General features: G+C 47.1%; 19 protein-coding genes and 1 pseudogene. 12 read left to right on the top strand and 8 right to left on the bottom strand.

The annotated features are described in order from the left end of the window. Positions 1-583 precede the first annotated feature (583 nt). The 6 genes from AC58QD_RS25765 to AC58QD_RS25740 all read left to right on the top strand — a co-directional run bounded on the left by AC58QD_RS25765 (position 584) and on the right by AC58QD_RS25740 (position 7,504). Positions 584-1,549 carry an ABC transporter ATP-binding protein gene (locus AC58QD_RS25765; protein WP_497337896.1) on the top strand — a complete coding sequence of 322 codons (966 nt, stop codon included), beginning with the start codon at positions 584-586 and terminating at the stop codon, positions 1,547-1,549. Further along, positions 1,546-2,673, top strand: a complete 1,128-nt coding sequence (locus tag AC58QD_RS25760) for an ABC transporter permease (protein ID WP_497337895.1) — start codon at positions 1,546-1,548, stop codon at positions 2,671-2,673. The genes AC58QD_RS25765 and AC58QD_RS25760 overlap by 4 nt, the downstream gene beginning before the upstream one ends. Positions 2,674-2,806: 133 nt before the next feature. Continuing rightward, positions 2,807-3,052 (top strand): hypothetical protein, encoded by a 246-nt coding sequence (locus AC58QD_RS25755; protein ID WP_497337894.1) that lies wholly within the window; start codon positions 2,807-2,809, stop codon positions 3,050-3,052. 186 nt (positions 3,053-3,238) lie between these two features. Beyond that, positions 3,239-5,029: a B12-binding domain-containing radical SAM protein gene (locus AC58QD_RS25750; protein WP_497337893.1), complete on the top strand. Its 1,791-nt coding sequence runs from the start codon at positions 3,239-3,241 to the stop codon at positions 5,027-5,029. Between the two features lie 147 nt (positions 5,030-5,176). After that, positions 5,177-6,742, top strand: coding sequence for a sensor domain-containing diguanylate cyclase (locus AC58QD_RS25745; RefSeq protein WP_497337892.1), 1,566 nt, complete (start codon positions 5,177-5,179; stop codon positions 6,740-6,742). A gap of 30 nt (positions 6,743-6,772) precedes the next feature. Beyond that, positions 6,773-7,504: an NAD-dependent epimerase/dehydratase family protein gene (locus AC58QD_RS25740; RefSeq protein ID WP_497337891.1), complete on the top strand. Its 732-nt coding sequence runs from the start codon at positions 6,773-6,775 to the stop codon at positions 7,502-7,504. A 67-nt stretch (positions 7,505-7,571) separates the two neighbouring features. Here the strand turns inward: AC58QD_RS25740 and AC58QD_RS25735 are convergent, their stop codons facing one another. After that, positions 7,572-7,883: a dehydrogenase gene (locus AC58QD_RS25735; protein ID WP_497337890.1), complete on the bottom strand. Its 312-nt coding sequence runs from the start codon at positions 7,881-7,883 to the stop codon at positions 7,572-7,574. 72 nt (positions 7,884-7,955) lie between these two features. Then, a complete protein-coding gene (locus tag AC58QD_RS25730) occupies positions 7,956-8,402 on the bottom strand; it encodes a cupredoxin domain-containing protein (RefSeq protein ID WP_497337888.1) in 447 nt (148 codons plus the stop codon). A gap of 234 nt (positions 8,403-8,636) precedes the next feature. Between AC58QD_RS25730 and uptA the strand changes: the two are divergent. From uptA to AC58QD_RS25705, 5 genes and pseudogenes are all read left to right on the top strand, one after another. Then, positions 8,637-9,239: pseudogene (gene uptA / locus AC58QD_RS25725) on the top strand (undecaprenyl phosphate transporter UptA); the annotation flags it as partial. A gap of 6 nt (positions 9,240-9,245) precedes the next feature. Further along, a complete protein-coding gene (locus tag AC58QD_RS25720; RefSeq protein WP_497337899.1) occupies positions 9,246-9,788 on the top strand; it encodes a nuclease-related domain-containing protein in 543 nt (180 codons plus the stop codon). A gap of 158 nt (positions 9,789-9,946) precedes the next feature. Continuing rightward, positions 9,947-10,516 carry a thioredoxin family protein gene (locus AC58QD_RS25715; RefSeq protein WP_497337887.1) on the top strand — a complete coding sequence of 190 codons (570 nt, stop codon included), beginning with the start codon at positions 9,947-9,949 and terminating at the stop codon, positions 10,514-10,516. Positions 10,517-10,536: 20 nt separating this feature from the next. Next, the gene (locus AC58QD_RS25710; RefSeq protein WP_497337886.1) at positions 10,537-11,163 is read left to right on the top strand and encodes an MBL fold metallo-hydrolase; all 627 of its coding nucleotides are present in this window, start codon (positions 10,537-10,539) and stop codon (positions 11,161-11,163) included. Between the two features lie 661 nt (positions 11,164-11,824). Further along, positions 11,825-12,898 carry a Gfo/Idh/MocA family protein gene (locus AC58QD_RS25705; protein WP_497337885.1) on the top strand — a complete coding sequence of 358 codons (1,074 nt, stop codon included), beginning with the start codon at positions 11,825-11,827 and terminating at the stop codon, positions 12,896-12,898. A 313-nt stretch (positions 12,899-13,211) separates the two neighbouring features. On the opposite strand, the gene AC58QD_RS25700 is transcribed toward AC58QD_RS25705, so the two are convergent. The 3 genes from AC58QD_RS25700 to AC58QD_RS25690 form a co-directional block, all read right to left on the bottom strand. Further along, positions 13,212-14,366: a HupE/UreJ family protein gene (locus AC58QD_RS25700; protein ID WP_497337884.1), complete on the bottom strand. Its 1,155-nt coding sequence runs from the start codon at positions 14,364-14,366 to the stop codon at positions 13,212-13,214. Between the two features lie 142 nt (positions 14,367-14,508). Beyond that, complete coding sequence (locus tag AC58QD_RS25695) at positions 14,509-19,317, bottom strand: lamin tail domain-containing protein (protein ID WP_497337883.1); 4,809 nt, start codon at positions 19,315-19,317, stop codon at positions 14,509-14,511. 308 nt (positions 19,318-19,625) lie between these two features. Then, the gene (locus AC58QD_RS25690; protein WP_497337882.1) at positions 19,626-20,525 is read right to left on the bottom strand and encodes a LysR family transcriptional regulator; all 900 of its coding nucleotides are present in this window, start codon (positions 20,523-20,525) and stop codon (positions 19,626-19,628) included. A 115-nt stretch (positions 20,526-20,640) separates the two neighbouring features. On the opposite strand from AC58QD_RS25690, the gene aroA reads away from it, so the two are divergent. Then, positions 20,641-22,047 carry a 3-phosphoshikimate 1-carboxyvinyltransferase gene (aroA, locus tag AC58QD_RS25685; RefSeq protein ID WP_497337881.1) on the top strand — a complete coding sequence of 469 codons (1,407 nt, stop codon included), beginning with the start codon at positions 20,641-20,643 and terminating at the stop codon, positions 22,045-22,047. A gap of 109 nt (positions 22,048-22,156) precedes the next feature. Here aroA and AC58QD_RS25680 read toward each other — a convergent pair whose 3' ends face one another. The 3 genes from AC58QD_RS25680 to AC58QD_RS25670 form a co-directional block, all read right to left on the bottom strand. Beyond that, positions 22,157-22,381, bottom strand: coding sequence for a cysteine-rich CWC family protein (locus AC58QD_RS25680; protein ID WP_497337880.1), 225 nt, complete (start codon positions 22,379-22,381; stop codon positions 22,157-22,159). A 93-nt stretch (positions 22,382-22,474) separates the two neighbouring features. After that, entirely contained in the window at positions 22,475-22,660 is a 186-nt protein-coding gene (locus AC58QD_RS25675) for a hypothetical protein (protein ID WP_497337879.1), read from the bottom strand. After that, positions 22,657-23,811, bottom strand: coding sequence for a DUF4062 domain-containing protein (locus AC58QD_RS25670; RefSeq protein ID WP_497337878.1), 1,155 nt, complete (start codon positions 23,809-23,811; stop codon positions 22,657-22,659). The genes AC58QD_RS25675 and AC58QD_RS25670 overlap by 4 nt, the downstream gene beginning before the upstream one ends. Positions 23,812-23,850 lie beyond the last annotated feature (39 nt).

Raw genomic sequence — 23,850 nt, 5'->3', positions numbered from 1 at the left:
CTGCTTGTCAAGTCCTATTTCTCTTTTTCGTGCAAAAAAAGAGCCGGCTATCTTTCGATAACCAGCTCTTGTTCTTGATTTTTGGCCATGCGCCTTAACTTAATGACATTGCGTTTCCGGTCTCCCTTTTTGCTTCAGCCGACAGAATGAAATTCCGCCTGCTAAATGTCAATCACCTTATCCATTTGAACCAATTTGCATCACTCCCTTCGTTGGGATATCTTTACTTTAACCCACTTGTAGTAGAATGGGTAGGTAACGTTTTCTTTTAATAAAGGATTCCTGTGAACGTGGTATAATCATAGATGACTCTGGGTCATCATCTTTCTATTTATTATCACACCCTTAGACTGCAGATAAATGCATGCGGTGCAAGAGTGGTGCGGAGAACGGAAGAAGGAGTGGAGAAGCGAAGCGTCCGCCTTTGAATCTTTGGTTCACACCAATAAAAATTATAATCAAAGGAACCAAAGTTCAACAGCGGTCGGAACCCTTCTTTCGTTCGTAGCACCATGCACCATGCTCCAGCACCATACACCATGCATTTATTTGCAGTCCACTACCCCAACGGAGGAACCTCCTTATGCCAATAATCGAACAAGACAAGCCAGTAATAAAAGTACAGGGACTCATCAAACGTTATGGAAATTTCACAGCAGTGAACGATGTTAACTTTGAGGTGTATCGCGGCGAAGTGTTCGGCTTGTTGGGTCCGAATGGCGCGGGGAAGACAACCACCATGGAAATGATGGAAGGACTTCGTCGGCCGGATGGGGGAATCGCCCAGATTGCCGGCTTTGACACGCAGAAGCAGCTCAATCATGTCAAGCAGGTCATCGGTGTGCAATTACAATCAACATCCTTGTTTGATCTGCTTAAGGTCAAAGAAATCGTACGCATGTATGCAAGCTTTTATCCCTATTCGGTACCCATTGCACCGCTCCTAAAGGACATGATTCTAGAGGAGAAGCAGAACGACCGAGTTAAGCATCTGTCAGGCGGTCAGAAACAGAGGCTTGCCATTGCGCTGGCGCTGGTGAACGACCCACAAGTGGTCTTTCTCGACGAGCCTACCACGGGTCTCGACCCGCAAGCCAGGCGAACATTATGGGAAATCATCCTTAGCTTGAAGGAACGAGGAAAGACCGTCGTCCTCTCCACACATTACATGGACGAAGCCCATATTCTGTGTGATCGGATCTGTCTCATGGATCGGGGGCAAGTTATCGCGCTTGACACGCCAGAACGGCTCGTGCACAGCTTGCAATCCGAGAGCGCTGTAGAATTCAGACTGCCTGACTTGGAGGCTGCAGGTCTTGCTGAACAGGAAGCTGTGCTGGAGCTGCTCAGAGGCTTAAACGGCGTGAAACAGGTCGATCAGCGTAAAGAGGTGTATGTGCTCTATACCGACAAAATGCAATCCACCTTAACGGATTGGATCGGACGAGCAGAAGAGCGTTCCTTGAAATTCTCTGATCTTCGAACTCGGACTGCAACCCTGGAGGACGTGTTCATTCATATGACGGGAAGGAGTCTGAGGGAAGAATGAAAGCCTACATTCAATTAACATTAGCCCAGCTCCGCCTGTTCGGACGCAATCGGCAAGTTTTATTCTGGACGCTTCTATTCCCGGTCTTCTTCATGGTTATGCTAGGGTCTTTTATGGGGAATGGCAGCGGCGTGTCGTTGAACGGAATTGTGATAGATGAGGATCAGTCTACGGCATCCCAAGCACTGGTCCAAGCGCTTAGCGCTCAAGATGCACTCATAGATTTCGAGATTAACACAGATCGCAAGAAATCGCTTGAAGCACTCAAGGAAGGCGACACACAGATCGTAGCCATTATCCGCAAAGGGTACCAGGAATCCATTTCCACACATGGCAGTAGAGAAACTCAAATCGAGACTAAGCTGGATGAAGCAGCCAAGATTGAAGCCCATTATGATGAGACGAATCTAACGACTTCCCAGCTCGCGCTTACGGTATTGTCCCAAGAAGTAGATGCTGTCAGTAAATCGCTGGCTAACTATACACCTGTCGTTTCAGTTGAAGCTTTTGCAGTCGAATCGCTGCATTTGAAATATATTGATTTCCTGGTGCCCGGCATACTAGCCATGATGATAATGTCCAATAATCTCAACGGCGTTGCCGGACAGATCGCTTCATGGAGAGAGCGCGGCATCCTGCGGCGTATGCAGAGCACAACCCTGCGCTCCGGCACTTTCATAGCTGCGCAGATTACAGCTCGATTAGCGTTAAATGGACTGCAGGCTTTAATTGTAGTGCTGGTTGGGATGATCTTCTTCGGCACCCAAGTGAACGGCTCATGGTTGTTGTTGTTCTTATTTGTTGTTTTAGGAACGCTAACGTTTATGTCGATCGGGTTTATTATTGCAGGTCTAGCCAAAACGCCGGAAAGCGCAGGACCGATCTCTGGATTCATCTCATTCCCGATGCTGTTTGTGGGCGGGGTATTTTTCCCAATCAAAAGCATGCCGGAATTCCTTCAACCGATCGTCAAATTACTGCCTATTTCACATCTGACCACCGCGCTAAGGCAGGTTATGAATGTAGGTGCGGGAATCACGGAGCTTGGTTCGGAAGCGTTGCTGTTAGCGGGTTGGATGATTGTTGCGTTTATTATTTCTACAATTACGTTTAAATGGGAATAATAGTCCCTGTAACCGTATTGTCATGGAATTTTAATGTGGCTCTAACGATACGCTAATGTACTCTTCATGTTCGGATCTTACAATAAGAATAAGAACTTGAAGAAAGCTTTCGATACGTTAAGGAGTGATACAGATGATCCTGTACCAAATAGCCCAATGGATGGAAGAGCGGAGACGCTTGAAACAGATCATTGACGAGTCCGAAGGCGGCAATCAGCTATTGCAATATAGAAAAGAACAAGTGGAACAACAAATGCTGCTGAAAGCTACCAAATGGATAGAGCTTGAACAGAAAAGTGAACCGCAAACGCAGCCATTCGTGAATCCCTACATGTTCGAATCTCTACCCGACTCTCAAGATATTGCAACTCACGGGTAAGAATACGCTATCAGGTCGCCGCTCATAACGAAAGCAAAGACGTTTTTGCTTGCTTCATTTTATACAGTAGACCAGTCTAAACCAGATATTGCGGTTTCGGCTGGTTTTGTTTTGTGTTACGCTTTATTTCCATGTAGAATGGGATTGCAAGACGATTGCAAGCATTCTAAATAAAGAGGGATTCCTATGAAAGTTGTTGTTTCCAGTTTAAACGCTAAATATATCCATACTTGCTTGGCCCTTCGGTACTTAAAAGCTTTTTGCGGCGACGAGTTTGCTGTCGAAATGGCTGAATATACGATCAAAGACCCTGTTATGAACATTGTTTCTGATCTTTATCAAAAAAATCCTGACGTACTGGGCTTTTCCTGCTACATTTGGAACATCGAAGAGACGATACAAGTAGTAAGGATACTGAAGAAGATCAAACCGGAGCTGACCATTGTGCTTGGTGGACCGGAAGTATCCTACGATACGGACTATTGGATGAAGCGGATTCCAGAAGTGGATTACATCGTAATGGGTGAGGGGGAAGAAACGTTTTTGCACTTGCTGCGAGAACTTAGTGGGTCGCCACGGACGAAGCCGAAGCCTCATCTTATATTCGGGATTGCTTATCGCAAAGGGGAAGAAGTATTGCTGAACCCTGGACGTCCCAAGCTGGCATTAGATGAGATTCCTTCCCCGCATCGATTCCCTGAGGATCATGACGCACTTGGCAAAAGGGTTGTTTATTTCGAGACGAGTCGAGGATGCCCGTTCAGCTGTCAATTCTGTTTATCGAGCATAGAAGTAGGTGTGCGTTATTTTGATCTGGAACGCACGAAGGCCGATCTTCTGCACTTAATAAGCTCGGGAGCGAAGCTGATCAAGTTTGTTGACCGCACGTTTAATATTAAGCGTGATTATGCTATGGAAATTTTCCAATTTCTGATTGATCATCATGGGGGCTCCTGTGTATTTCAATTTGAGATTACAGCAGATATTATGCGTCCTGAGGTGCTGGATTTCTTGGCTGAACAGGCTCCTCCTGGAATATTCCGATTCGAGATTGGCGTACAATCTACTAATGACGCTACGAACGAGCTTGTCAAGCGCAAACAGAATTTCAACAAATTAACGCGGACGGTAAGCAAAGTCAAGAGCAGCGGCAAGATTGATCAGCATCTGGATTTGATTGCAGGACTGCCTGAGGAAGATTATCAATCATTCCGCAAGACGTTCAATGATGTGTTCGCCTTACAGCCGGAAGAGCTGCAGCTGGGCTTTCTTAAGATGCTGAGGGGAACGGGATTACGGCATGATGCTGAGAAGTATGGATACGTCTATATGGACCATGCCCCTTATGAAATACTAGGAAACCGTCTGCTGCCTTTCTCGGACATTGTGCGGATCAAACGAGTAGAGGATGTGCTCGAGAAATATTGGAATGCGCATCGAATGGATCATACGGTGGGTTACCTCATACGTGAATATTTCGAAACACCTTTCGATTTCTTCCAGCAGTTCGGGGATTACTGGGATACTCAGGGGTGGCAGCGGATTGGACATCAGCTCGAGGATTTATTCATTCGGCTTCAGTCATTTCTGCAACAGCGTGAAACACCAGGAATGGACATAGTAGAAGGTCTAATGAAGCTCGATTATTTCATGAACCACAAATACAAGCCTCGCAAGACTTGGTGGACCTTCACTATGGAAAAAAGCGAGCAAATGGAATGGATGCGGCGAATTGCCGCTCAGCCTGAGCTCGTGCAAGGCGGGAACTTCTCTGATCTAGGCATGAATGAGAAAGAACTGCATAAGCATGCGGTAATTGAGACCGTTTCTTTTGATCTACAGCAATTCCTTGAAACAGGGCAGGTGGTTGAAGGTAAGCCTACTCTGCTTATTGCATACTTTGAACCTGAATCCGCTGTTGGTTCACGGGTATTCACTTTACCGATTGAACGTTCTGCATCACTTGCCAAAACATAGACTGGGAATATCAGGGCAAGGCTATTCTTCGAATATCCGAGATGCATAAAGAGGGTGAAAAGCCTCATGAGTCCATTCTACAATGTATTGCATATCAAATCCTTCAAAGGACGAATTAGGTTCTGGGTAGGAGCGATCATCATTATAATGAGTTTACTGATCATATTCTTGTTATCGATCGTAGTAAAGATTATTAAAGAAGAAGAAACCTCGGATCACTTACAAGAAACCGTGAAGCTGCAAAGCTTGTTCGTAGATAGATGGAAAGACGAGAGGTTTTCGGATATTCAATATTTGGCAGGCATTTCTAGTCAATTAGGTCCCGATCTCTCGAGAATCAAAGTAGAATTTGATCAATTTATCCGAACGCACAAGGAGTTTGTTTCCCTCTCTTTTATAGATGTTAATGGGGTTATTCAATGGAACAGCTTGGGAATAGTGGGCACAAGCGTAGCTGATCGGGAGTATTTTAAAGAAGCTATGCAGAATCGGGATAGGATCTCGGATGTCATAGTTAGCCGGGTGTCAGGCAAATATGTCATTGTATTCGTCTCTCCTGTTGTCGATTCTGCCGGTAAGGTTACAGGCGTAGTCGGGGGCGCGGTTGAGCTTAGTAAGCTGGATGTCTTAATGACTGAATTCAAGCCCGGCTTGTCGGGGGAAACCTATATATTGAACAGCATGGGTGTCCGCATAACACAATCGACGACGGACATGGATCTGCCTAGACTTAGCCGTGTATATGGAACTGCTGTTTATGAACGTGCATTGACTAATCGGCAGGTGACATCCGCTTATGAGAACGAGGAAGGAATGAGTGTGTTCGGGGCTTTTGCATGGACCCAAGATCACAATTGGATTATTGTAGCAGAGTTAGATAGCGCGGAAGTGTATAGGCCCTATTATACTTTGATCAAGTTTATTGTGATTATCACGCTTGCCATTCTCCTTGTCAGCTATTTCATTGCTATCGTGTTAACTCGCCGCACAGAGGTTCTAATTAATCATTTGGTAAAAGGCACAACCTCTATCAGGGAAGGGCAGTACGGCTTTCAGATTGCTCGGGCTGTGATCGATTCTGCTCCAGCTGAGTTCAAGGAGTTGTCCAATAATTTCAATGTAATGTCCCACAAGCTGCAATCGACTGTCCTTTTGCTAGAAGAGTCAGCTGTAATCGATCATTTGACCGAGGTGTATAATCGCCGCTTCCTGATGAATGAAGGCAACAAGATGCAGATGGCATCGCTGCGTGCGGGTGTCCCCTGCTGCGTATTACTCATCGATGTGGATTTCTTCAAGCATGTGAATGATCGTTACGGCCATTTAATCGGTGACCGGGTGTTGAAGCATATCGCCCAAGTGCTTGTGGGCTGCGTGCGGACATCTGATGTTGTCTCTAGGTATGGCGGTGAAGAATTCGTTGTACTCGCGACCAATTGTGATTTGCAGCGCGGACAGGAGCTGGCCGAAAGAATTCGTACTTGGGTCGAGAACTCGCCTTATTGCGAGCAGGATATCTCGATACAATTAAGCGTGAGTATCGGAGTTACTCAGAACAGTGAAACACGTATATTCGGGACGAATGTGCTGGAGGATATGATTGAACGGGCAGATAAGGCGCTCTACAAAGCAAAGCATAGAGGTCGCAATAATGTCGTAGCAGAGCCTGCACAGAAGGTCGATCCGGAAGAGTTGGGAGAAGACAGGGAGTAAAGGTAAGCTGCTGGTTAGGAGAGCCGCAATATGAGCATAAGCGAGAACAAGAAAGCAGCCTCACAGCATCCATTAACCGCCGTAGTTGTAGGTGCTACTGGACTGGTCGGGAAGCAATTGATCCAATTGTTACTGGAGGATCTGAATTACAACAAGGTTGTCGTATTAGCACGAAGAGACCTTGCTGTTCAGCACAATCGCAAGCTAGAGCAGCATATATTGCCTTTCGACCAGCTAACTGTTGCTTTGACGGAAGCTGAAGATGTGCTAACGAATGCCGTGGTGTTCTGTACGCTCGGAACTACCATTAAGAAAGCCGGGTCCCAATCTGCTTTTCGCCAAGTCGACTACGAATACCCTATGGAGCTTGGCCGTATGGCCAAGCTGCAAGGTGCCTCCAAATTCTTAATTGTCACGGCCATGGGTTCTGATCCGAACTCCCGCATCTTCTACAATCGAGTGAAGGGTGAGGTCGAGCAATCCTTACAAGAGCTTAACCTGCCGGAGCTGCATATATTCCGTCCCTCGCTTTTGCTTGGGGAGCGAGAAGAGGTTCGCTTGGGGGAACGGGTGGCAACGGCTGCCGCTCCACTGATGAAGCTTTTCTTTAGAGGCCCCCTCAGCAAGTATAAGCCGATCACAGGAAGAGCAGTTGCAGCGGCCATGCTGGCAGCGGCCCAGCAGCGGCCTCTCGATAAGGCTACAAGCGCGAAGGTATACGAATCAGATCGGATTGCCGAATTGGCAAAAACCTATGTGTGATGAATTGTCCGACCATAGTTAAAGGACTTAGCGATTATATTCCGCTAGGTCCATTTGGTGTGGCGATTCATCCTCCGAATGCTTCACGGAACGAGTCGGAGAGCAGCTTAGGGTCCACATTCCACAGTTCAGCAATCTCGGGGCAGACGTTCTCATCCCACCAGTCCGATAACAGCTTGCGATTGCTGCCGTTATCCACTATAAACTGCAGGTTAAATACGACTTTCTTCAGATACAAATCCTCTGCCTGGACTAGCTGCGCGGGCGGAATCCATATCTTCATCCGCTTAACGGTCCGGTACAATTCGTTGTTGCAAGCCCGCCTTAGCTTGCGGAGAGTAGGCATAGCGGCTTTATGCTTCTCATTGGTAGGCTTCATGATGAACACTTCCTCTCCCTATCACATTATGCAGGGAGAGGTCGATAGGCTACAGTTTGCTCCTGTAATTCCTTAGTCTACAACGATATAACCTATCATAGGTCCGTTATGCGCAGCGTCCGGGTGAGTAAGGCAAATGATTCGATAGGTGCCTTCCGTATCCGCTCGAAAGTTCACCACGGTTTCTTTTCCTTGCTTTACTTCCCCCTTAATGTTCAACCCTTCAATAATAAAAGGATGACTGGGCCCGCTTATCCCTCGAATCACGAGCTTTATCTTTTCACCTTTGTTAACAACAATTGTTCCTGGATCCCATCTATAGGCCTCAATTTCTTTGCCGTCCGGCAGCTTTGCTTCGAACTCTCCCGTTACCAGATGGATCACTCGTTCTCCATTCATGGGACCGGTTACGGAACGGATCTGATCTCGCTTAAGATAGATCCATGCTGAGACAGCAACAATTACGATCCCTAGTAATAGAATCAAATGTTTTCTTTGGAAAAAATAAATTTTGGTCAAGGCGCACGCCTCCTTCTGAATATTCGACTACCGGTGTTCCGGCTTGTCTCTTCTGCTACTACCCTATGCATAGGCTTGTCAGTACATGCCTGTATGATGAATGGAACGGGTGACGTTCGCAGAAGATGCAGTCGTGAACCTACATATGATAGAATGGGAGAAGATATCTGGCGGACGAGTTCGTGTGAAGCTGGGTAAGGACAAATTATAGGAAAGTAGGAACGGAATCGAATGATGGATTTTGTACACCACTTGATTGACACAGCTTTAGAATGGATTACGCATTTGGGACACTGGGGAATTATGTTAGGCCTCATGATTGAGATTATTCCAAGTGAGATTGTATTGGCTTTCGGGGGTTACCTGGTATCTACAGGAGACGTTAACTTCTGGATGGCTGTTCTTTTCGGAGTTATCGGAGGAACCATTGCCCAAATATTCGTGTATTGGATCGGCAGATACGGCGGAAGGCCTTTTTTGGATAAGTACGGGAAGTACTTGTTAATTTCCAAGCATCATATTGATCTTTCGGAGCAATGGTTCAATCGCTATGGGACGGGTGTTATATTCACGGCGAGATTTATTCCTGTCGTACGTCATGCTATATCTATTCCAGCCGGGATCGTTCGAATGCCGCTCTTGAAATTTACTGTTTTAACTACACTCGCTGTTATTCCTTGGTCTATATTTTTTGTTTATATGGGGAAGACATTAGGTGAGAATTGGGAAAACATTGACGAGAAGGCCGCTCCTTATGTAAAAGTCAGTGTCTGGGTAGTTATTGCCCTTGTTGTGCTATACATAGCCTACAAGTTCTGGAAACGCGGCAAAAAGAAAGCTTACATCAGCGGATACATTGCTGCCGATAATCATAATACAGCTCGGGAGCTGCAGGCTCTGGGTGTGGAATATCGCGTTATCAGCGGTCGTCAAGTGCAGTCTGGCAGTGCTTCCCAAGCCATTGAGCATATTGTGATAGGACCGAATGGGGTGTTTCATATTGAGACGAAGACCATGTCCGGTGATGTTGTGTTTCCTGAGCATGGCGCCGACTGGCCGATCAAGAAGGAGCTCGATGGGGCGCCGGTTGCCGGTGCCGAGACTGGTGTGAAGGAGGATCCGACTGCGCAATCATACCGTTATGAATTTGTGCTGAAGGAGCTATTCCGCGAGCATCATGTGCAAGCGGATGTTGTAGGGGTTATATGCTTTCCGCATCCGGATGTTCGGTTAGTGGGGAAAAGTTCTGTGTTCGCAGCGGTGAAGCCAGATCAGCTGGTGAGCTATATCAAGTCCTATAAGCCTAAATATCCTCTTGGTGAAGGTCAGGCTGCAGAGATTGCAGCATTGATTGAAAAGAATAGTAAATTTATTAACAAACGGTAGAATACAGGATCAGAGCTTGTAGGCGGAAAAGAATGAGTGCAGTTGGTTGGTGTTAAGTTGTTGCATTTGCTACAATAAAACTAAGGGAACTGATGGCATCATTCAATTCAATATCCTATTCGTGTCCAACGGTGACACACCATAATGGAGGGTAAACGATGAGCGCAAAAAATTTGTCTCACAAGCTGGGCAAGGGAATTTCTCCGCAGCAATTTATGGATGGAATGACTAAGAACCAAGAGAAATTCTTGGAATGGTATAACGCTTTTGTATGGGAGAATGAGGATGACCGCGAGTTCTTCGCTTCGCTTAGCAATCGCGATGATCTTCGTTGTTTGATCCTTGCTGCGGATTGGTGCGGCGATGTAGTACGCAACATCCCGGTGGTATTCCAGGCATTGAAGGATTCTGAAATCCCGACAGAAGTACTGATCATGGAAGAACACCCGGACACGATGGACCAGTTCCTCACAGGCGGAGGGCGTGCAGTTCCTATCGTAATATTCGCCGATACTGGCGGACTCGTGCTTGGACAATGGGGACCTCGTCCCAAGCATGTTCAAGCTGTGATGACCAGCTTCAAGCAAGCGAATCCAGACCGTAATGCTTCGGACTACGAAGAGAAGATCAAAGTAGCCCGCGCCGAGATGATGGTGCAATATGGCGAAGGTACTGGCTACCATCAGGTTATTGTGCGCGAGCTGCGCGATTTGCTCTCAGACTTTTAATAGGATTGGATGACATACAAATGTTGAAGATTGAGAAGTTCGAGCTTGGCCCGATCGGGACGAATGCTTATTTGCTTAGTACAGAGGATGGCAGCCGCGGTGTTATTATTGATCCAGGGATGAATCCGAAGTCGCTTGTGAGGCGCATTGAGGGGATGCAGATTGAGGCCATTCTGCTGACACATGCGCATTTCGACCACATCGGCGGTGTGGATGAGATCCGCAAGCTGAAAGGATGCCCGGTCTATCTGCATGATGCAGAGGCCGATTGGCTGACCGATCCGAAGAAGAACGGCTCCGCTCGTTGGCCGGATCTCGGCGCTTCGATTGAGAGTACGCCTGCGGAATACGCGCTCGACGGAGGAATGACGCTAGAACTGCTCAGAGAGAAGCTTCAAGTATTCTATACACCAGGCCATTCTCCTGGCAGCGTGAGCTTCTTGTATGCAGGCAAGCATCTGTTCAGCGGAGATGTGCTGTTCAAGATGTCAGTTGGCCGAACAGATCTCGCCGGCGGGAATAACCGACAGCTGCTCGATTCCATTCACGGCACTTTGTTCGATCTTGACGATGACGTACAGGTGTATCCTGGACATGGCGGAAAAACAACAATCGGGTTTGAGCGTGCCAATAACCCTTATGTTTAAAAGCGATGCGAGTCTCTAGAAGGTTAGAGACTCGTTTTTTAAAGAGAATAGAAAGTATGGGTAGTCTTGGTACGCCGCTTACATATAAGCCATATTACTACTGTCTATTTGGGCCATTTCATCACCCAGGCACTAATTAGCCAACCTGACTATCCCCTATTACCGCATTGTGAACCAATTTCCCTCAAACCCAGGCCAATAACCAATAGTAAAACTTGCTATCCCAGAAGAAGCTGTCTTTTCCGCCTTAATAACCTATACTAGGACTGGCTATCTGATCTCCACAGGACCTAAGTAGTAATGGCTGACTACCACCGATAGTCGAACAGAATAGGGCAGGAAGATGGAGCGGAAAAGCGTCAGCGGTCGCATTTGAATCTTGGGTTCAAACCGATAAAAAGTAGAATCAAAAGAACCGAAGTTCAAGAGCGATTGGAGCCCATCTTGCTGCCCTTCCATGCGCCAAACGGATATTCTACACAAAGGACCTGGCCATAGGTCAGTTTTTTCTTAAGAATGGTTAGTAAATGAACAATGACGTATAAATGAGGATGCCTTTTTACATAATACGGTGCAATCAGAAAGAAGCCTTCTCCTGTACTCTATTAACTAGAGTCTAAGTGCAACCATTCTTGGTAGACGTGAAAGGTAGGATGTAAATATGCAAAAGTCAGATGGAATGAACTATGCGCCGCAAGGTAAACCGGCACCTGTAGTGAAGGCAGGGGAGTTCGTCTTTGCTGCTATGGGTCTCGATCATGGACATATATTCGGCATGTGTAATGGTCTGATTGAAGCGGGAGCTGATCTGAAATGGGTGTACGATCCCGATCCTAATAAAGTAGCGAACTTCATAGCCAAATTCCCGCAGGTGAAAGCGGCTTCTGACGCCCAGCAAATTCTCCAGGATCCAGAGGTGCGTTTAGTGGCAGCGGCTGCAATCCCCTCGGAACGCGGACCGTTGGGTGTGAAAGTGATGGAGCATGGCAAAGATTATTTCACAGACAAAGCTCCGTTCACAACGATTGAGCAATTGAAGCTAGCCAAGGCCAAAGTGCAGGAAACGGGGTTGAAATATGCCGTGTATTACAGTGAACGATTGCATGTGGAGAGTGCTGTACATGCTGGGGCGCTTATTCAAGACGGAGCGATTGGCAGAGTGCTTCAGGTTATCGGCTTAGGTCCGCATCGCCTGAACCTGCCATCGCGTCCGGATTGGTTTTTCCAGTTGGAGAAATACGGCGGCATTCTTTGTGACATAGGCAGCCACCAGATTGAGCAATTTCTGTCCTTCTCGGGGGCCAAAGACGCGCAAGTAGTATCGAGCAAGATTGCGAATTACAACAATAAGAATTATCCGGAGTTTCAGGATTTCGGCGATGCTACATTGATTGGTGATAACGGGGCTACGAATTATTTCCGTGTAGACTGGTTCACGCCTGATGGGCTTGGCACATGGGGGGACGGACGCACCGTCATTATGGGCACGAATGGTTATATCGAGCTTCGCAAATATATCGACATCGGGCGCAGCGGCGCGTCCGACCATCTGTATCTGGTTAACAATGAAGGGGTCCAACATCTGGAGTTAGCTGGAAAAGTTGGTTACCCTTACTTTGGTCAGCTGGTGCTGGATTGCTTGAACCGTACGGAGAACGCCATGACGCAAGCACATGCTTTCAAAGCAGCAGAGCTGTGTTTGATCGCGCAGAAGCAGGCCGTTCAAGTGGAGTAGAGTAAAGTAGATTAGAGTAGACTAGAACAAATAAAGTACCATACTGAACACAATAACCAACCTCTGGAGCGATCTAAACAGTACCCTATAGAGCAGACACCAAAAAATGTCTACCTGTAGGGTACTGTTTGCTTATCCAGAGGTTTTTAATTGCAAAAAAGCAACTAAATGAATGAATGTAGGAGATTTGAAGGAGAACTAATTGAGATAATTGCTTTTTTGCAACTAATTAGTGTTTTCTGGCTCTGTTCGGGCGAATTAATTGCTTTTCTGCAACTAAATCCTCGTTGTGATAGGAGGGCCTTCCAGCCCGTTAGAACATAGTTCTTTCTATAAACCAGTACCCCCCGATTGCCGCTATCAAACCTGATACAGTGTATGCCGCCGGACGATACCACTTAATGCGGCCTGAATAAACAAGCAAGGGGAGAAGAACCGCCAACACCGCGATTTGTCCGATTTCAACTCCTAAATTGAAGGAAAAAAGAGATAGTATAAATTGTTCACCAAGAGAACCTTTCAAGACCTGCGCGAAGCCGAAGCCGTGGATCAACCCGAAGCCAAGAGCGACGGCCCACCGCCACGGAAGCCGTTTGGCCCAAATATTCTCTACCGCCACATAAACGATACTGAGTGCGATTAGCGGCTCTATCAGATCGGCAGACACTCTCACTATATCAAGTGCGGCGAGTGCGATTGTAATACTATGTCCGATCGTGAAGGCCGTTAAGATCTTCAGATAACTAGTCATTCTTTGTTTCAAGAGTACCAGAGCGACGATAAAAAGAAGATGGTCGTAACCAGTCCAAATATGCTCCATTCCCAGACGAACGTAATCGATGAAGGTGCTCACCCAGCCTGGAATCGTAATTTCAGTGGTAACCTTACTGGCAGCTAATTTAGGAACACTGTCTGAAACCATAGTGTGATTCTCCGTAAACACCGAATTCACTGCTGCAGTCCCTGCATGAATAGTAGCGAAATTTTGGTGTTTCGGATCCAAATCTTTAAAAAATAAATTGTAATTGATTTTATACGTATCGACCGGGTCGGGGAATTCGTAGTTAATGTCTACCAATAAATAGGAAGTATCGCCGCGTTTTTGGATCGAAATTTCCTTAATCTTAGGCTTAGCCGAATTATCCGAGCTTCGGACATCCAATTTTTTCTCCAACAACGGTTTCAAATCGGTTTCGGTCCATCCCGCTTTCTGCTCCGATCCTTTATTCTCAGACGGTTTTTCGATAACAAACACACGGGTGGGAGACCCAGTGTCTACCCATTGTGCGACCTCTTGGGGATCCAGATATAATTTGTAATTAATTATATTTTTCTCAATGTATATATCCGAGTAGCCGATTGTTGATAAATGAGCTTCCCCCTTGGGAACAGCCCCGGGCAGAAGGATTGGAATAAGCAATACAACAAATACAAGGCTGAAGCAACATCGTTTAATAAGCGAACGCATTATGCCTGGCTCCTCCCTATCATTACCAGCCAAGCCTGGTTTGACGAAAGAGCCATGTTCTGCTCTTTCGCCAGTCCGGCTTAACCTATTGCTATTACATTTGCTCGAGCAGTTTAGCGTTTCAACCGTTTACCTGTTGTGGCTATTCCGGTTGTTTGGATTCATCTTCATCGTTCTCATCCTGATTCCGATCCTTTTCTGTACGGAATCTCCAGACATCCGAAACTGACTTTCCACCGAAGGCGTCAGATACCGATACATACCAGCTAAAGTAATCTTTCCGCTTTAACTTGTCCCATTCCACGGTCGCCCTCGATCCGCTCTCTACATTTTTACGGCTGCCGATGGATTGTTTCGTGTACACATTGACACCGATATAATCGGTTGCAACCTGCTTTTCCACCGCTCTGACCGGATACTCGATATCAAATTCGTCTTTTCCCGGCTCATCGAAATAGTTTTCGTCGTTCAAGTAAGGGGAATAGGTGTTAACATGAATTTTTTGGTTGTCCAGATCAAACTGAAGGAACCGGATATAACCGCCGCCGCCTTCCAGACCAGACTGATAATCCGAAAGCATCTCCACAACCGTGCGGTCACCGACATGTTTGACGTTATAGGCAACCCCGTGGAAATGACCGCAAAGCACCATAAAGACGTTATGGTTCGGCTCTACGATCTCCGTCCATATTTTTTGTCCATATCCGTCGCCGCCGTAATTTCCACTCGGTGTGATGTAAGAGTGCGTAGCGATAATGGCGTAACGATTCGGGTACTTTTTCAGGACATCGTTAGCCCACTTGATCGTTTCTTCCTGAACATCCCAGCCCAGATACATAATCAAGAAATCTTGGCCGTTCTGAGAGACAAGGTCGTAATGGTCCCGGTTGTTGTTGAGGTCGCCTCCGTAGGTCGGTTGTTTCTCGAACCTGTCACGTCCGAAGTATTTGTAATATTCACTATAGTCCGAATCCGAGAAATGAACGTCATGGTTGCCAGCCACTACCCCGTAATTCATCCCGGCGTCATCGAGAAGCTTCATGCTGTCACTGGCGACCGCCCATTCGTCTGGACGATCCCAATCGTCGACAAGATCTCCGGTATGAATGGAATAAATGATCTTTTTCTCCTCTTCTTGATCGACGATATATTCCATCATCTGTTTGTAAATATGAGGATAAGAGTCCGCATAATACTGCGTATCACTTACCCAGGCGAAAGTGAAATCCACGTCGTCAGGGGAGGGGAACAAATCCTGGATGAGTACATGAAGCGTTTTGCCCCGCACCATGTCCCCTGCGTTAACCTTCGCTTTCAACTGGAAGTCTTGGTCGCCGATTCCCGACGTAGCCCGCTCCCATTTCGATGTGTTGAAATTCCAGGTGTACATGGTCACTTGGCGACCGGCAAGCGAATGGCCATCCCATACGACTTCCACTTCATCTTCTGGCGCAGGTTCTTCGGTCAATTTGAAGTCGAAGCGGTGATAAGGGAACTGACCATCCGAATCGGTTACGAAATAGCTTCCGTCCTTATCTTTTACACTCGTGACGGCTTCTGCAGTGAATTTGGTTTCTCCCGCAGGAACTAATTCCAATGGCGGTTCACGGTCAGTTGAGTTCGAATAAGCATTGATCTTGGAGTCACCGGCAAAATCGTGCTTATAGGCTTTATAGAACATGACATCCATCGGATCTCCGTTCGGATCCGTTACTTTAACGCTCAAGTTCACATCGCGTCCATCATTAGTTGCGTTCAGTGCTGGCAGGGGTTCGGACGGCTTGTCCGGATGTGCGTTATCCGTGATGAACGACACTTCGCGGATCGCTTCATTGCCTGCTTTGTCTGTCACTTTTATCTTGAACAAATGCGTCCCGGCTTCCAAGTAATGGGAGGACGAAAGAATTACCGGATCCCCATCCAACGTTGCTTCAGTTGAACCAATGCCGGAAGTCGCATCGGATACGGCTGCGTCAAGCGTAACTTGTCCTTTGTAGGACTTGCCTTCCTCTACAGAAACGCTTCCGATAACCGGCACGGTGTTGTCGATTACAGCTTTTACACTTATGTCTTCACCGTTCGAAGCAGACAAACGGAAGGTATGTTCTCCATCCGCTAACGTTGTCGTGTCGAGAGTACTGACAACTGCAGGGAACGCTTCATTTGGCAGCTGAATCGTATAGTGTATTTGCGGTAATGTGTCCTTGATCGTAATCCGTGCAGCCGGATTGGCGACGGGGGCCAACACACCTTTATCGGTTTGCGATTGTGCAGAAATGGACGGTTTTTCTCCGTTCCAGTTTACAATTTGCACGTTTTGCAGAATGTAATCGTCATTGTTTCCATCGAGGCCCTTGGGATCTTGTCCATTCCCAGAGGTCATCGTTATTTTGTTCACACCCGGTTTGAGCAGGTGCTTCGGTAAGTTTAAGATGGCAGACCTATAGCTGGTAACTCCCGGCATAATGCTCGCCAGTTCGTCGTTAACGAAGAGACCGTTCTGAAATGAAGCCTGCATATCCTGTGCTTCGAACATAATATAGGCATCCTCTGGCATTGCAACCTTAGTCTCAATAGATTGGCCGTCCAGCGACAGGCTGAGAGCATTCCCAGCGGACTGACTGCGTCCCTCCACAGCTTGGCTTCCGCGAATAAACTGGCCTTGGGCGATATTCAACAGAAGCGGTTCGGAAGGGCGGGCAAAAGTAAGGCGATAGGGTGCTCCACCGTTGTCCAGCGAGGAAGCGGTCTGGAATCCATCTGATGCTGTAAAATAATAATCGATATATTCTGCATTAAGGAGATTAACTCGGGGTATGATTTCCGAGATATACAGGTCAGCGCCAGACTCGAGCAAATTAACGCGTGTGTAGTCGGATTCCCCATTCCGTTTATAATACAGGTTGACTTGTTTGACACTATGTTTGTCGGTAACTGCCGTTTCCAGTTTCAGATTGGCAATTTCCGGGCGATCGGATACAAGAGTATGTTTGATGGCCGGTTTTAATTGGTCTTCGGCAACCCGAATCGGGTCCGCAGGAACTTGGGCATTCAGCAGTTCGCCAGGCGTAGGCGTTTGGCCGTATCCTCGCAGAAACATCCGGTTGCTGCCTTCTTTCGAGTACTCATAGACGACACTTTTCCCGTCAATGGCTTCGTCCCCGGTGACACTGAACCAGGCTTGCGAAATAATGCCGTCAGCCGCATGTGAGATCGGGTTAGCCGCGTCTGCAGCGATCAGCATACGTCCTTCCTCGGCATCGGGCAATCCGAGTCCGTTCCAATATACAGGGAGTACTGTCGATGAGTCTAGACTGACTTCATAATGCGAATTGAAATCCGTGACCGGCTTTCCTCTTGTTGTATAAGATTGAAGCCAGAGGACAGCGGTTTGCTTAGATGGTAGAACAAATTCCGTGTCGATATCGATCGCGGTGGATGCTCCTCCGCGGTTTTCATAGAGAAGCTTGTAATCTTCCAGATTGATGGCCTGATTCGTATTGTTATAAATCTCGACATACTCGTAATCATCGCCGCCTTTATTGGCCGGAACAAGCTCGGTAATCAACAATTGGGAGTCGAGAGGCTTAGCCGAACCGATAATTTGAATCTCGTATAAATTCCCTTCTGTTTCCATACTGTTATTCACATTTGTTCCATCCGTCGCTTCGAAATAGTACTGAAGCTTGGAGGTTTTGGTCATGGCCTCTTTCGGAATCACAACCATATATTGATCATTGTCGCCCACTGTCATCGTTGCAGACGTATAAGTAGCTTCTTCTGCCTTTTTGTAGAACAGGGTAACGCCGGCAACGTTCTGATCATCGGTTACATGAGCCGAAATCGTCAGATCCTGGGGCGTTGTCGAGCCAGTAGGAATCATATGTCTGATCACCGGCTTCAAGAAGTCGGCAGGAAGCACCATTCTTTTATCTGGTATCTGGTCAGGTAGGATAGCACCCGGTGTAGGCGGCTGTTTGCTGCTTCTCTTGAGCATAAGCGGGGCACCGCTCGGATCCGCCAGATAAGTCACGCTTGTGTGGTCCTTATCGTCAGATTTGTCTGTTGAACTGCCTGTGAGATTGTATTCGGCTTTGGAAACAATCGTCCCTGTATCGGTAATAAGGGTCAGGTTGCGGCCCCCGTCGTTATTAAAGCCGTATCCTGGAAGCAGCTTTATGATTTTGTCGGCCGTCACCGATTTTCCGTAATTATCGATAAAATTTTGGATTGTAGCGTTTTGATCCACCTTGTAATTCCACAGTACTGCGGTCTCACCTGGTAATACAATTTTGTCATCCGTAATATCAAATTTATTTTGCGGAGCAGCGGTCCAATTGCCGAATATTAACGAATACTCTTTCAATGGGATCGGACGATTGCTGTTGTTGTACAGCTCTACATACTCAAAAGATTCGCCATACACGCCAGCCTTCAAATCTCTGGAGTTGAACACCACTTCACTTATCAAAAGATACGGACCCGCTCCGCCATCCAGTGGCCCGATATGAAGGGTGTGTGCGCTGTCCGGTTGTTCCGGGTGACGTGACTTGTTGGTACCGTCCGATACTTCCATGAAGTACTGGACGTTTTCATTCAGGGTCATAACAGATTGAGGAATGAGTCCGGAATAATGGATAAAGCCATTTTCATTCACAGTTCCGTAGGTCATGTTTATGACTGTATAATCGGAATCGTTTTGCGCTTTGTAGTGGAGCTTGACTTCAGAAACGTTGACATTGTCGTATACCTGTGCGGTTACGCTAAGGTTTTGAGGTGTTTTTACGGATGCAACCGGTTCATGTACGATTTGAGGTTTTACTGAATCAGTGACAGAAGTCTCAGAATCGATTGCTTGTGCGAATGGTACCGGTGAATATACAGAGAACAATATGGCGAATAAGAGTGTGTAGACGACCGCTGCTCTCGTCTCTTTGCTTAAACCTGTCATTGGTTTCTACCTTCTTCCTTCCGAGATATCGTTAATCCCTTGCATGTAAAAATCTGCCATCCCCTAGGACGACCTGTCTCCTTTCCGCTTTTTTTGTAATACTTGGATAATCAAGTTCTCTTAAAAGCTACTAGAGTATGCATAGAGGGTCAAAATAAGATTTTGTAAAAATGGCCCCTGAAATCCGACTTCAACGAAAAAAAGCAGCTGTCACAAGGAGAAATTAAGTGACAACTGCTTATGTATTAGAGCCAAGATAAGGAAGCAGGGTGAAGCTTTGTTGGAACGTAATCAGGCTTAAGCAGGACTCAGTTCAACTGTTCGGTTAATGCTTGGACAAAATAGGCTGCTGCGAGAGATAACGAGTTCTCTGGTCGAGTTATAACCCCTATCGTCCTTGGGGGGATGGGACTAGCTTCAACTGTAAGCTCTGTCAGGGCGCCTGACTCCAGCTCTTGAGCTACGAAATCTTTAGTGATGAAAGAGATCCCCATCCCTTTGCGCACGAACTCCAACAGAAGATCTACACTACCAACCTCTATGTCAGGTGTTAGGATGTGACCGTAAGTTTGCAGAAAAGCGTTGAAAAAAGCACGAGTTCTACTCATCTCAGACAGCATCACGAAAGGTTGCTTGAGAAGCTCATCCAGTGACAGTGAGGTTGTGCTTTTGTTAAAGTGAGCGGCTATATAGGCAGGGGTGGCTATGAAGCAATCTTGGATCGGTTTGACTGCTCGCACAAGTACTTGGTGGTCTGCAGGCAGGTGAACGATCCCGCAGTCAATCGATCCTTGCAGCAGTCGTGATGATATATCCTCACTTCTCCCATGCGAGAGAAGAATGCGAATTCCCGGATGCTTGATACGGAATTTCTCCAGAAAAGGCAGCAAGTAGGCTTTGCACAGAGAATCGCTTGCTCCCAGCCGGACAACTCCGTCATGGAACGTTCGCATCTCTGCTACTTTTCGTTCCCCCGCTTGAATTAGCAGGTAAGACTGCTCCACATATCGATATAACGCTGCCCCTTCTTCCGTCACAATAACACCCTTGGCTTTACGTGTGAACAATCGTACACCTAGCTGCTCCTCCAATTGCTTGATCGCATAACTGGCGCTTGGTTGCGTGATGAACAGTTCCTGAGCAGCTTTAGTGATGCTTCCTTCCTTAGCGGCATAATAGAACACCTTATAATAATCCATCGCACTCATAATATAGAACCTCTCTATGTCTGGGATAGAATATACCAATTATTTTTATGTTATGCACCTCTCTATAATAAGAAATAAGCACAATTCGTGCAACTCATTGGAAGAGGGGATTCGTATGCAGGAACATACTTTGCCGGAGCAAGAGGCTCGTTCGCCGTGGGCAAGCGGTTTGAAAGAAGCTGAGGTGGAACTTCATCCTCCGATAAGCGCGCCTGATGGAGCAATTGTTGTTGTCCCAGGCAGCAAAAGCTTAACAAACCGGGCTATCATCACGGCTGCTATGGCAGATGGCAAGTCGACACTTCGGAATATTTTGCGCAGTGATGATTCCTATTGGTGTCTGGAAGCGCTGCGGGAGCTAGGCTTGAAGGTTGAGATGGATGATGCGGCGGATCCTGCAACAGTAACTATTGAGGGTTGCGGTGGGAGATGGCCGCGTACAGAGGGAAAGATATACATGGGAGCAGCAGGCACTATTGCCAGGTTTCTCCCAGGGGCATTGGCTGCTGCTGCACCTGTTGCAGGCTCTGGGAGTTCTTCAAGCGGTCGTTGGGTGCTTGAAGGGAGCAAACGCCTCTCGGAAAGACCAATTGCACCCCTAGTGGATGCTTTGAATGAGCTTAGCGGACGAGTGGAGTATATGGGGTCGGCAGGACAACTCCCTTTACGTGTGGGACTGCAAGGTCTGGAGGGAGGTACGGTTACGGTTTCAGGTGCGGTATCGAGTCAATTCATCAGCGGACTCTTGCTCGCTAGTCCTTATGCTCGCGAGAAGGTAGAGATCCGTGTATCGGATGGAGGGATCGTTCAGCACGCCTATGTGAGACTTACACTCGATCTAATGAAGCAGTTCGGCGTTAACGCGGAGGTTAATGACAGCTTTGATCATTTTGTCGTGAATCCTCAGCGATATGTGGCGGGAGACATACAGTTAGAGTCTGATGCATCGACTTGCTGCTACTTTCTAGCGTATGCAGCATTAACTGGCGGGCATGTGCGTATACGGGGAATCAGTGCTGATACGACTCAACCGGATATTGGCATGCTGGATATTCTGGATCGTATGGGCTGTCAGATAGAAAGAGGTCAAGGCGAGATTGAATTGCGGGGGCCTGCCGCAGGTGCTGGGTTGAAAGGCGGGTTCACTGTGAGCATGAGGGAGATGTCGGATCAGACTTTGACATTAGCCGTATTGGCTGTATTCGCAGACGCTCCGATTACGATCACAGATGTAGAGCATATTCGTGCTCATGAGTGCGATCGTCTCCGCGCTATGTGCGAGTCTTTGACTTTGCTCGGGATCCAGGTAGAAGAGAGAAGGGATGGCATGACGATCTTCCCAGGTAAGCCGCTGTCGACCTCTAGCGCGATGAACACCTATGATGACCATCGTATGGCGATGTCACTGGCCTTAATTGCTTCGCGGGTAGGAGGCATCCGCTTGAAGGACCCGGGATGCGTCTCCAAGACTTGTCCGGATTTCTTCCAACAGATGAGGAAGCTTGGGCTGCAGGTTCGTTAAACGTCGAAAAAACCTGTTCGGTGCACGGTGCACGAGCAGGTTTCTTGGTACCCTTCCCCGACTTGATAACCCATATGTTACCAGGTGGATGAAGTCGATAGATGTCAACTTATAGCCCATTCCCCCGTATAAACTTATCGCGGCATGCCTGACAAATACACGACTTGCCCCGATCTTCCGCTGCAATCAGCTCGAAGATTGCCTTTGGGAAGCGCGGCCCTTCCATGCACCAGCACTTGCCGTCTGCCGGCATCCCAGCTGTTATACCGCATTTGTTGCTCAATTGACATATAGGACAGGTTGTTGCTGTTACATCTATTTCTTTGACATCCATCGCCTAACCGTCAACTCCTTCATCCAACACATTCATGCAAATAGAAAACCCGCCAGTCCATATCGACCTAACGGGTGCTTGTGTGATTTAGCTCTAGTGTCGTCTAGTCGCTTCTTCGAAACGGTCCTTGATCATCTGATTGTTCCGCTTCCAGGAATCGCGTTGTTCCCGAATGACTTGGGCCGACGATTTCTTAGTAGGCGCGAACAGTAATGCGTCCTTCGGCTGCTCCCCTATGGCGAGACTTACTTTACCATCTATCGAAACATATACACTCATCGCTGCATCCCTCCTAGTACAATCTTGATCAGTTCGATCAAGTAAGGGTTTTTATTAAGTATAGCATCATTTACACTTTCTTGGTAGAGCACGTATTTCTGATTATTCCATCCTGCCGCAGTTGCAGACGGAAAGTGAAGCGTCAATATGTAGGGACCGCTAACCATCGAGCAATAGAACATCTGCTTCGACTCCTTATAGTGGACCACATCCGTTTTCAGTTTGTAAGTCAGCACTACATAAGAGCTTTGATCTTGAATATTAAAACCTGCCACCCCTGAAGCATCCCCGGCCTTGGCAACAAATTTCATGCGCTCGCCTTCCTGGATGTACAAAGTAGCACCGCAACAGGAACCGAAATGCCCAACCGTCTCCGACATAAAAGGGCCATAGTGATGTTGGATAGTGCCTCCAGACATTCTATTCATGATCGCTTTCAAAAAATACTCCGTATTCCGCAATCCGCCCAGGTGCAGCTGAGGGATCATATCCGCTAAAGCGCTAAATGCTTCATCATACTGTTCCAATCGGACATTATTCTCGATAATCGAGCTCTGGAGCGGGAGCAGCATGGAGCCTCTCCTCAACAGATCACTGAAGTAATCGTTCCAATGAATGTGCACGCCAAGGGACAAGTCATCCACGTATACATTACGAATGGTCATATCGTACAAAAGGTACCAGACGTAAGGATCGATTTCTTTTGGAACTTTGTCATTTCGCTTCAGGGCGGTCATGACCTCTTCAGGAGAAGGGTATTGCTGTGTTTCAACCAGGTAATGCTCGATCACTTCATCTATCAGCTTCTTGACGATCGAAAAGAACATTGATTTTACACGAATATCCGCAAATACCAAGATGGTCTTGCCTTTGTCAAACGCTTTAATAAATTCAAGATGGGTTACGGTTCGCTCTGCCTCTCGATAATAGGTTCCAGCGGAACTGCCAATAAATAAAAGGTACAAGTCCGATTGCTCAACCGCTTCCAGACATTTGACTACCGGATTCACATTTGCAGGCCAAGGCCCCAGATTCTCTTCCCACATTAAAGGCTCATGCCCCAGTGCCGTCAGGTCGCGAAAAGCTTGTCTTCTTAATGGCTTCAGACCGTCTTCATTTACGGAGCTGATAAATATCTTTGCTTTGGCCAAATCTGCACACTCCCATCCATACCGACCTAGCTCTCAATC

The organism is Paenibacillus sp. J2R1T-4 (assembly GCF_059692235.1).
This window is presented reverse-complemented; position numbering and strand designations above follow the sequence as displayed.